We start from the raw sequence: 11,290 nt of genomic DNA, 5'->3' as shown, positions 1-11,290 counted from the left end.
GCGGGCAGCACCCCCGCGCTGAAATTCAGGCGCAATGATACCGGAAAAGCTTGCCGTCGCCCGGCCCGGAACCCGCGCCGATTGCGCGGCCGCCCACGTCGCCGCGGTGGACGGCGCCCCTGGCGGCGCGGCCTCCCGGGTCGTTGCGCGCCGTTCGGGCGACGACCGGGACGGCATACGTCGGCCGGGGCTTGCTGACGCGCGGCCGATGACAAAACCTGAAGCTGATTTGCCGCACTTTTCTACGTGCGGAAGCAAGCTTTGCCCTGGATGTCCAGGCGGCTCGACGCCAGCGGGCCATGTGCGGCAACAGACACATCAGGTCGCGACGGCGCATCCCACCGCGATGGCGCTCCACCCACCCGACGGCTGGCGACAAGCGCCTTCCAGCCCGGTGCATGGCCGTCCCGCCGGCGGGCCGCTCGCGACAACCTGGGCAAAACGAGTGCTGGCGAGGGTCAGGCAATCGCTCTACACTCACAGGCACCCCGTTTCCTTACGGCGTCGCGAGCCGTATGTACCCCCAACGCTATCTTGGAGTAGACCGATGAGCCGTCCTGCCGGATCACAACTCAAGCTCACCTGGGAATGTATTTCCAACCACTACGACGGCGACACCTTCCTGGCCGAACTGACGCTGACCAACCAGTCCGACGCGCCGCTCTCGGGCAAGGATTGGGCGATCTACTTCAACGCCTGCCGCAAGGTCAAACCGGGCACGGTCACCGGCGGCGTGGACATCGTCCATGTGAACGGCGACCTGTCCAAGCTGGTGCCCAGCGCCGACTTCGGCACGCTGGCCCCGGGCGAAAGCCGCAGCATCCGCTACGTGGGCCTGTTCTGGGTGATCCAGGAGACCGACGCCCCGCTGGGCTTCTACGTGGTCTACGGCGACGGCCAGGCCGACGCCCGCGCCGAGGTGATCGGCGACCCTGAGATCGTGCCGTTCACCCGCCCCGAGCAGCGCAACCGCTCGCTGGGCGACAAGGTGCCCTACGTCACCGCGGAAACGCGCTACGCCGACAACGAGGCGCTGACCCTGCTGCCCGCCGATCAGGTCGGCAGGATCACCCCGACCCCGCTGGAATCCAGCTTCGGCGGTGGCAGCTTCACCTTCTCGCATGACACCCCGGTGGTGTTCCCGGTCGAGCTGGAACGCGAAGCCACCTTCCTGCGCCAGGCGCTGAAGGATCTGACCGGCACCGAATTCCACGGCGCCGCCCAGGGCAAGGGCATCGTGCTGCAACTGGGCCAGGTGGCCGTCGACAGCGGCGCGCCGGAAGAAGCCTATGCGCTGGACGTGAGCGCCGACGGCATCGTCATCACCGGCGCCAGCGCGCACGGCGTGTTCAATGGCATCCAGAGCCTGCGCCAGTTGCTGCCGGTGGATGCGTGGCGCAACCCGCAGCCGACGTTGAGCGTGCCGTTCGGCAAGGTGAAGGATGCCCCGCGCTTCGCCTACCGCGGCATGCACGTGGACGTGGGTCGCAACTTCTCGTCCAAGCAGACCGTGCTGCGCCTGCTCGACTGCATGGCGCTGTACAAGCTCAACAAGTTCCACTTCCACATCACCGACGACGAAGGCTGGCGCCTGGAGATCCCGAGCCTGCCGGAGCTGACCGAGATCGGCAGCCTGCGCGGCTTCACCACCAGCGAGACCGACAACCTGGTGCCGAGCTTCGGCTCCGGCGCCGAGGTCGAGCACTCGCACGGCACCGGCTTCTACACCCGCGCCGAGTTCGTCGAGATCCTCAAGTTCGCCGCCGCGCGCCATATCGAAGTGGTGCCCGAGTTCGACGTGCCGGGCCACGCCCGTGCCGCGATCAAGGCCATGAACGTGCGCTACGACCGGCTGGTGAAGGCCGGCAAGCAGGCCGAGGCCGAGCACTACCTGCTGGCCGATTTCGACGATGCGTCCAAGTACGAATCGGTGCAGCTGTGGCACGACAACGTGATCTGCATCGCGCTCGACGGCGCGTATCACTTCATCGAGACGGTGATCCGCGACGTGAAGCAGATGTACGCCGAAGCCGGCGTGGTCTGGAAGACCATGCACACCGGCGGCGACGAAGTGCCGGCCGGGGTGTGGGAAGGCTCGCCCAAGTGCCAGGCCTTCATGCAGCAGAACGGCCTGAAGAACACCCGCGAACTGCTCGACCACTTCCTCGCGCGCTATCGCGACATCCTGAAGCAGTACGACCTGACCTTCGGCGGCTGGGAGGAAATCGCCCTCACCAACGAAACCGTCGACGGCGTCGTGGTGCACAAGCCGAACCCCAAGTTCGTCAACGCCAACTTCCAGCCCTATGTCTGGAACAACGTGTGGGGCTGGGGCCAGGAGGATTTCGCCTACCAGCTGGCCAACGCCGGCTACAAGGTGGTGCTGTGCAACGTCACCAACCTGTACTTCGACCTGGCATATGAAAAGGACCCGCGCGAGCCCGGCTACTACTGGGGCGGCTTCATCAACACCCGCAAGGCGTTCGAGTTCTGCCCGCTGGATATCTACACCACCGCCACCGTCAACCTGTTCGGCGCCGACCTGGGCGACTCGCTGAAGGACAAGGCTCGCCTGACCGCCGAAGGCACCCGCAACGTGCTGGGCATCCAGGGCGAACTGTGGGGCGAGAACGCCCGCAGCGGCGCGCGCATCGAGCACTTCGCGATGCCGCGTATCGTCGCACTGGCCGAACGCGCCTGGGCCGCCGATCCGGGCTGGACCTTCATCGCCGACAAGGGCGAGCGCGACCGTCGCATGCAGGCCGACTGGAACCAGTTCGCCAACCGCCTGGGTCAGCGCGAGCTGCCACGGCTGGACGGCTTCCTCGGCGGCTACGGCTATCGCGTGCCGGTGCCGGGTGCGCGCCTGGAAGGCGGCAAGTTGCTGGCCAACATCGAAAGCCCGGGCTTCGTGCTGCGCTACACCACCGACGGCAGCGAGCCGACGGCTGCCTCGCCGGCCTACACCGGCCCGGTGGCGGTCAGCGGCAAGGTGACGCTGGCAGCGTTCACCACCACCAACCGTCGTGGTCGGTCGGTGCAGGTGGGCTGATCCGCCCTACCCGCCCAACAAAAACGCCTGCGTGGGAACGCAGGCGTTTTTCGTTGCTAGCCGGGCGACAGCACCGCCACGGCCGCGACACAGCCGCTACTTCTTGCTCGCCGGATTGAGCGCCTCGGGGTGGCGCTGGCGCAGGCTGGCGGCCATCGCCAGCAGCTTGACCAGTTGCTGCCGGTTGCCGCGCTGGGCGATTTCCAGCGGCGTGGTGCCGTCCTGGTAGCGCGCCAGCGGGTCGGCGCCCTGGTCCAGCAACGCGACGCAGGTATCCAGGTGGCCGTTGGACACCGCCTTGTGCAGCGCGGTCCAGCCATCGACGGTGGTGGCGGCCACGTTGGCGCCGACGGCGATCAGGCCGCGCACCAGCTTGGTATGGCCGCACGACGCGGCCTGGATCAGCGGGGTGAAGCCATGGTTGCTGGTGGCGTTCACCCGCGCCCCGTTCGCCAGCAGCAATTCCACCAGCGCCTCGTTGCCATTGAGCGCGGCCCAGTGCAGGGGGCTGTAGCCGTCGTAATCCTGCGCGTGGACGCTGGCGCCGGCGCGGATCAGCGCCTCGGCCATGTCGTAGTTGCCCTCGAAGCAGGCCCGCATCAGCGGCGTCCATTCCTGCTCGTCGCGCGCATCGATCGACAAGCCCGCGCGCAGGAACAGCCCGATCATCTGCTGCTCGCCGCGACCGACGCTGGTGTGGAAATCCTTGGCGTTGGGCATCAGGCCCAGCTGCGCCAGTTCCTCCTGCGCCTTGCCATTGACATGGGCCCACACGTCGTCCTGCTCTTGACGGGGCAACACCACGTTATCGTAAGCAAATGCCAGCGACATCAATTCCGCGCCGACTTCCGGGGGAAAGCCCTGGCGGTCGGGCCGATCCATGATCAGCAGTTCCTCGAAGTAGGCGGACAGCGACGGGGTCCCCCATAAATCCACGATGCGGCTGATGATTCGCGGATAGCGCTCCGCCAGCAGGCGCGGGTAGCGGTCGGCCAGATCGTAACGATTGAGGAGATCGAGCAACGCGTCGGACATTCTGTGGATGTAAGAATGAAGCTTGCAGAAAAACCAGCCCATTGTACCGCAAAGGATGTTGCCGCAATGCGTGCAACCGACGGATTCCGCAAGCGAAAGCCGCCTTCGCCAAGCTGGACACAATATCGCGCGCCGGTTAACATCCGGCCTCTTTGCAGGTTGGACGCCAATGTCCGGCCTCGCAAGGCCGACATGGTGAAATTGGTAGACACGCTATCTTGAGGGGGTAGTGGCTGCGGCCGTGTGAGTTCGAGTCTCACTGTCGGCACCATCATTCGAAAAGCCGGGCATCGCCCGGCTTTTTCTTTATCCACCCGCCTCACGGGTGGCTGCCCTTCGCGATTTTCCGAGCATTTCTGCCGGTTTCCCGCCCGATCCCCCATCCCGCGACACCGCCGCCCATCGGCCCGACCGATCAGTTGCGTAAAAAATCCGGCCGCCCCCGCCAGCTTGCATACCCAGTACGATTTACGCATTCTCTCGCCTTGGAAATAGCTGAAAGCCTTGCGAAGAAAATGCGTGCGTGATCAGATAGATAATTACAAAAACAGAAATTTAAAACGGATGTTCCAAAGTAGAGCGGATCGCGGGGATTCTGCGGCAAAAATGGTGCGCCGCACCTAAGGAAAAAAACGCCATCTCGGCGCTAAACCAATGATCTAACTGGCACAATCGCCCACCATCATGCGTGTTTCCACTTATGGCCGCACATCGGCAAGCACTCTAGGCTATGCTGCAAGTGTGTAAGAATAATCCTAACTACCCCACGCCATTCGGGTGGGATGGGTGCCAAGAATTGCAGCCAAATTTCTTTTATGCATCAAGGGCACTCCCACCGTTGGGTCGCCGCAGGAGCTTTACATCATGATGTCACTACGCAGCTGGATGATCGCCGTACCGCTCGCTGCCGTTGTCGCCGGCTTTGCCGTTACCTTCGGCTACCTTCTCAGTGCAGCCAACCTGCCCGGCAGTGTCGTCACCGTTGCCTTGCTGCTGGCGCTCGTCAGCGTGGGCGGCATCGCCGCCGCGTTGTTCTTCGGCGTCGGCAAGGGCATGGCTTCCTTCACGCGCCTGCGCACCACCTTGCAAAGCCTGGCCAGCGAGCAGGGCGACCTGAACCTGCGCCTGCCCGAGGGCAACGACGAGATCGGCCAGATCGCCAAGGCACTGAACGCCTTCGTCGCGCGCCAGCAGGGTGTGCTGCGCGAAGTGCAGCGCGAAATGGAAGGCCTGGCCATCGGCCTGCACGAGGTCTCGGTGGTCAACGCACAGATGGCGAAGGACGCGCGCCAGCAATCGGACTTCGCCGCCGCCAGCGCCGCCACGGTGCAGCAGATCACCGTCAGCATCGATCACATCGCCGACAACGCGCGCGACGTGGACGAGGTGGTGTCGTCCACCCAGCAGACCGCGGCCGACAGCGCCGACGCCGTCAGCCGGGTGCTCCAGGAAGTGGGCGGCGTCGCCGACGCGATGCGGACCCTGGGCACCACCATGGACAGCCTGGGCAAGCGCTCGCAGGAGATCAGCGGCATCGTCGGCGTGATCAAGGACATCGCCGGCCAGACCAACCTGCTGGCGCTGAACGCCGCCATCGAGGCCGCGCGCGCCGGCGAGCAGGGCCGCGGCTTCGCCGTGGTGGCCGATGAAGTGCGCAAGCTGGCCGAACGCACCTCCAGCGCCACGGTGGAGATCGCCCGCATGATCGAATCGATCGGCAGCGAGACCACGGTGGCCGTGGACAGCATGGGCTCGACCGCCGAACAGGTGAACGGCAGCGTGCGCAGCGCGGACGACGCCCGCCAGCACATGCTGGGCATCGGCGAGCGCATGACGCACGTGGTGGAAGCGGTACGGCAGATCGCCGAATCGACCCGCGAGCAGTCGTCGGCCACCAACACCATGGCGCACTCGGCCGAGCAGATCAACAACATGGTCCAGGCCACCGATTCGGCCTTGCGCCAGTCCGGTCAGACGCTGGCGCAGCTCGACGGCCGCGCCGGCAAGCTGCTGGACCTGGTCGGCCGCTTCAAGCTGGCCGACATCGAGGTGCTGCACTGGTGGCTGTCGTCGTCCGAGGCCCGCGCGGTGTCGGAAGTGAAAGCGCTGCTGAACAAGCAGGGCCACCACTGGATGGACGCGCGCAGCAGCGGTGAGAACCCGATGGCGTCGCTCAAGACACGCGTACAGGCCGGCAACTCGCCGACCGCCGCGGCCATCGGTGGCGTGAAGATCCAGAACTGGGCACGCGACGGCTTCTGTGCCGACCTGACCGACATCGCCCGCGAGCAGGGCTGGTCGCGCGTGCTGCCGGCGGTGTTCGACCAGATGATCCAGTCCGGCGGCAAGTACGTCGCCGTGCCGCTGGGCACCGCGCGCACCAACATGCTGTGGGTGAACGCCCAGATGGCCAGCCGCCTGAACCTGCGCCCGCCCCACTCGTGGGACGACTTCTTCGCCATGGCCGAGAAGCTGAAGCAGGCCGGCATCGCCATCCTGGCGCACAGCGAACAGAGCTGGCAGGTGGCCACGGTGTTCGAGGCCATCGCGCTGGGCCAGGGCGGCGCCGACTTCTACCGCGCGGCATTCAGCCAGCTGGACCAGGGCGCGCTGACCGGCGCCAAGATGGTGCGGGCACTGGAAACGCTCAAGCAGCTCAAGCCCTATGTGACGCCGGACCCGGTGGGCCGCGACTGGAACCTCGCCACCGCCGACGTCATCAACGGCCGCGCCGCGATGCAGCTGATGGGCGATTGGGCCAAGGCGGAATTCGTCCAGGCCGGCAAGGAGCAGGGCCGCGACTACCTGTGCTGGCCGGCGCCGACGCAGAGCGGCGACTACAGCTTCGCCGCCGACACGCTGACCATGTTCCAGCAGACCGATCCGCTGCGCATCGCCGCGCAACGCGACTTCGTGCGCCTGCTGATGAGCCAGGAAGGCCAGGAAGTGTTCAACCTGTACAAGGGCAACATCCCGGCGCGCACCGACGTCAACATGGCCCGCTACGACGACTACGCCCGCCAGTCTTCCAAGGACTTCGCCGCCGCCGCCAACAAGGGCGTGCTGGTGCCGTCGTGGGCGCACAACATGGCGGTGCAGGACAATGTCCGCTCGGCATTCTTCGATGTGATCGGCGCCTACTGGACCAATGCCAACATGAGCGCGCAGGATGCAGCGCGCCGCCTCGGCGAAGCGGCACGACGCTAGACGCGTCCCCTCGCCCCTCTCCAGCCCGGCTCGCGCCGGGCTTTTTCATGCGTCCACGCCGCCGACGTAGGCGCGCAGCTGGCGTTCCAGCGACACCTGCATCTCCTGCGGATCGAGAATGCGCACGTGCGGAATCCAGTAGCGCACGATGGGCAGGATCTGCGACGGGTGGATCACCTCGGTGGAGACGACGAGGCTGCCGTCGGCGCGTTCCTGCACGATATGCTGCCGCGCCAGCACGGTGCGGCGCTTGAAGTAGTCCGCAGCCTCGGCATCCACCGCCACCAGCACTTCGTTCAGCGCCTCGCGCGACCACAGGTTGTCGCCGGCCTGGATGCGCGCCAGCATCGCCGGGTCCGGCTGAAAATGGGTATCGAGCAGCACCAGCGTGCGGATCTTGTCGAAATGGAAGGTCTTGAGCTGGTCGCCGTCGGCCGCCACCAGATACCAGGCCCCGCGTTCGAACAACACCTTGTAGGGCGCCAGGCCGGCGTAGAGATCGACCGCCCCGCCGTTGCGGTAGCGCAGATCCAGCCGTCGGCGCTCGGCCACCGCCGCCTCGGCCTGGCGGATCTCCACGCAACGCGACACGCGCGCGCCCTGGGCATCGGACAGCAGCGCATTCTGTGCCATGTGGTCGAACAGGTCGTGCAGCAGGCCGGCCCCGGTTTCGGGGAATAGATCCTTGATTCCCGACAGCATGATCAGCCGGTCGATCTCATGGAAAGTGAGCTTGCCGAGCAGGTAGCTCGGCAGGAAATAGCGCCCCTGCTCATCCTGCTGCAAGCCGATGGCGTCGAGCCGGTCGAGGTCACGGCGCGCGGTCTTCACCGAAACGTTGAACTTGTCGGCCAGCCCCTTGGGGGTGAGCTTGCTGCCTTGGTTGAGTAGGATCAGGGTGCAGGCCAGACGATGGGCAAGGCGATCGTGTGTGCCTTTCTGGGACATGGTCGAATTCTCTTTGGGGGTGACGATGTCGCCAAGCTGTCGCGCCTGCTGACGGCCGGCGCCCGCTTGGTCTCGGGGGGAACACAGTGTGCTGCGGCGCAGTATGTGGAATCGGCGGGACAGGTGGTGTCCCGCCGACCGTCGACGTTGGAGGGGGAGTCAAAGAATCGAGACGATCATGGCCGCTCCCGAAGCGGCGGATCAACGACAGAAAGTAACGATGGGCAAATAAAGCTCACGGCAGGGCGTGCGCCGTGACCCACGGTTGCCGGCAGGGCGCCGTCAGGGGCGCGACGCCGGGCGGCGTCGCGTGGGGGTCGTCAGTGGTGATCGGCAGCGCCGGTTGCGCGCTTGCCCATGCGCTCCAGCACGTGGCGCGTCATGCCCTTGGCCAGCTCGTGCTCGCCCATGAACACCTGCCCCACCTGCTCCTGCGCCAGCAGCACCGCCTCGTCCTCGCTGTGGGTACGCACCACCGTCTCGATACCCGGATTGAGCGTGCGCGCGATCTCGACCATCTGCCGCACGTGGAAGCTGTCGGGCGTGGCGATCACCAGCATGCCGGCGTTGGCGATATGCGCCTGGATCAGCACCGCCGGCTCGGCGGCGTCGCCCGACACCGCCGGGATGCCCTGCACCCGCAGCGCCTCGACGATCTCGCGGTTCTGCTCCGCCACCACGAACGGGATGCCCTGCTCGGTCAGCGCATCGCCGATGCGGCGCCCGACACGGCCATAGCCCACCAGCACCACCTGCCCGGTGAGCTTGGCCTGATCGACCTCCATCGGCAGCTCGGCGAGCGGATCGTCGCGCCGCTCCAGCATCCGCGCCAGGTTGGAGCGCGCGCGGATCCAGCGCTGCGCCGGCTCGATGGCGGCGAACACCGCCGAGTTGAAGGCGATCGAGATCAGCGCCCCGGCCAGAATCAGGCTCTGCCCCTCGCGCGGCAGCAGATCCAGCGCCAGCCCCATGCCGGCCAGGATGAAGGAGAACTCGCCGATCTGCGCCAGGCTGGCCGAGACGGTGAGCGCGGTATTGAGCGGATAGCGGAACAGCAGCACCAGGCCGAACGCCGCCAGGGTCTTGCCGACGATGATGATCAGCACCACCGCCACCACCTGGAGCGGCTGGTCCATGATCACCCGCGGGTCGAACAGCATGCCGACCGAGACGAAGAACAACACCGAGAACGCATCGCGCAGCGGCAGCGATTCCTCGGCGGCGCGATGGCTCAGGTCCGATTCGCGCATCACCATGCCGGCGAAGAACGCGCCCAGCGCGAACGACACCCCGAACAGCTTGGCCGAGCCGTAGGCGATGCCCAGCGCCGCGGCGATCACGCACAGCGTGAACAGCTCGCGCGAGCCGGTGCGCGCCACCTGCCACAACAGCCACGGAAACAGCCGGCGACCGACCACCAGCATCAGCGCCACGAACACCGCCACCTGCCCCAGCGTGCGCAGCAGCGTCCACCACAGGTTGCCGCCGGCCTCGTGTCCGGCCACCGAGCCGCCCAGCATCGGCGCCACCGCCGGCAGCAGCACCAGCACCAGCACCATCGCCAGATCCTCGACGATCAGCCAGCCGACCGCGATGCGGCCGTTCACCGATTCGAGCACGCCGCGCGTTTCCAGCGCCCGCAGCAGCACCACGGTACTGGCGCACGACAGCGACAGGCCGAACACCAGCGCGCCGCCGATGCTCCAGCCCCACCACATCGCCACGCCCATGCCCAGCAGCGTGGCGACCGCGATCTGCACCACCGCGCCGGGCAGCGCGATCTTGCGCACCGCCAGCAGATCCTCCAGCGAGAAATGCAAGCCCACGCCGAACATCAGCAGCATCACCCCGATCTCCGCCAGCTGGCCGGCCAGATGCACGTCGGCCACGAAGCCCGGCGTCGCCGGCCCGATCAGCATGCCGGCCACCAGATAGCCGACCAATGCCGGAATCTTCAGGCGGGCGCAGAGAAAGCCGAGGATCAGGGCCAGGCCGAGGCCGGCGGAGATAGTGGTGATCAGACTGATATCGTGAGGCACGTATCGCAGTTCCTTATGGTTATGAGTGGCAGCGCGGGAACGCGACCCGGACGCAGCGGGGGCATGCGGCGTCCGGGCACGGGCCGGCCGCGGCTGGGCGCGGCACGGAAGTTGATTTGCATTGATTAAACAGCGCGCAGCGTATTCGGTTCACTGGAAACCGCAGGTTTCCGCCACGAAGTGCGCGAAGTGCGTATTTTGGCACGCTTTTCGCGTACGTTTCTCGCCGATTGCCGACGCGGCGCAGGCCGCGGCAACCACGCCCGCACCCCCGAAGGTAGCACCCGGGGCATGTTCCGGGCACTAAAAAATACCCGCGGCATATTGACAGAAACTTGACAGTTATGAAAATTGCCGCGCATGCAAGCAACCTCGCCGAGCCGATGGGTTGAACGGCCGGATTTGCCCGATATGCGCCTCACGTATAACGGCAATTTGCACGTAATCTTGGCGCCAGATCCACCCAACTTACAGTTCAGTCTGCTTTTCGCACCCAACAAGACCGAGAGTACGGCCCCGGGTGGGATCGTCCACTCAAACCCCAGGAGTTCTCAACATGGCATTCGACGCCTTCATCAAGATCGACGGCATCCCCGGCGAAAGCACCGACGACAAGCACAAGGACTGGATCGAGATCAAATCCTTCGCCCACAAGCTGGAACAGCCCGCGTCGGCCACCGCCAGCTCGGTCGGCGGCGCCACCGCCGAGCGCGTCAACCACAGCACCTTCGACATCGTGCACCTGATCGACAAGGCCAGCCCGAAGCTGTACGAAGCGTGCTGCACCGGCAAGCACATCAAGGAAGTCACCCTGGAACTGTGCCGCGCGGGCGGCGACAAGGTGAAGTATCTGGAAGTGAAGCTGGAACAGGTGCTGATCTCCAAGGTGCAGCCGCAAGGCGCGGCCAACGACGACGGCTTCCCGTCCGAGTCGGTGAGCCTGAGCTACGGCAAGATCAAGTGGACCTACACCCAGCAGAAGCGTGAAGACGGCGCCGGCGGCGGCAAT

Annotated in this window: 6 protein-coding genes and 1 tRNA gene; 4 read left to right on the top strand and 3 right to left on the bottom strand. The window is 66.0% G+C overall.

Annotated features, from left to right (window positions below):
* Window positions 1-547 precede the first annotated feature (547 nt).
* Window positions 548-3,052, top strand: coding sequence for a beta-N-acetylhexosaminidase (locus C556_RS21135; protein ID WP_018749679.1), 2,505 nt, complete (start codon window positions 548-550; stop codon window positions 3,050-3,052).
* 96 nt (window positions 3,053-3,148) lie between these two features.
* On the opposite strand, the gene C556_RS21130 is transcribed toward C556_RS21135, so the two are convergent.
* Complete coding sequence (locus tag C556_RS21130; protein ID WP_018749678.1) at window positions 3,149-4,087, bottom strand: ankyrin repeat domain-containing protein; 939 nt, start codon at window positions 4,085-4,087, stop codon at window positions 3,149-3,151.
* Between the two features lie 186 nt (window positions 4,088-4,273).
* On the opposite strand from C556_RS21130, the gene C556_RS0118190 reads away from it, so the two are divergent.
* Together C556_RS0118190 and C556_RS22505 are read left to right on the top strand one after the other, a co-directional pair.
* A tRNA-Leu gene (locus C556_RS0118190) sits at window positions 4,274-4,358 on the top strand.
* Between the two features lie 593 nt (window positions 4,359-4,951).
* Window positions 4,952-7,294, top strand: a complete 2,343-nt coding sequence (locus C556_RS22505) for an extracellular solute-binding protein (protein WP_083930669.1) — start codon at window positions 4,952-4,954, stop codon at window positions 7,292-7,294.
* A 45-nt stretch (window positions 7,295-7,339) separates the two neighbouring features.
* Here the strand turns inward: C556_RS22505 and C556_RS0118180 are convergent, their stop codons facing one another.
* Both C556_RS0118180 and C556_RS0118175 read right to left on the bottom strand, forming a co-directional pair.
* Entirely contained in the window at window positions 7,340-8,242 is a 903-nt protein-coding gene (locus C556_RS0118180; RefSeq protein ID WP_018749676.1) for a helix-turn-helix transcriptional regulator, read from the bottom strand.
* 320 nt (window positions 8,243-8,562) lie between these two features.
* Window positions 8,563-10,281, bottom strand: coding sequence for a cation:proton antiporter domain-containing protein (locus C556_RS0118175; protein ID WP_018749675.1), 1,719 nt, complete (start codon window positions 10,279-10,281; stop codon window positions 8,563-8,565).
* A gap of 556 nt (window positions 10,282-10,837) precedes the next feature.
* Here C556_RS0118175 and C556_RS0118170 point away from each other — a divergent pair.
* Window positions 10,838-11,290, top strand: a 453-nt coding sequence (locus C556_RS0118170; RefSeq protein ID WP_018748708.1) for an Hcp family type VI secretion system effector, incomplete at its 3' end; no start/stop codon positions are given.

The organism is Chitiniphilus shinanonensis DSM 23277, from assembly GCF_000374805.1.
Taxonomy (GTDB): domain Bacteria; phylum Pseudomonadota; class Gammaproteobacteria; order Burkholderiales; family Chitinibacteraceae; genus Chitiniphilus; species Chitiniphilus shinanonensis.
Note: the sequence above shows the minus strand (reverse complement) of the source record. Positions and strands in the feature narration are given on the sequence as shown.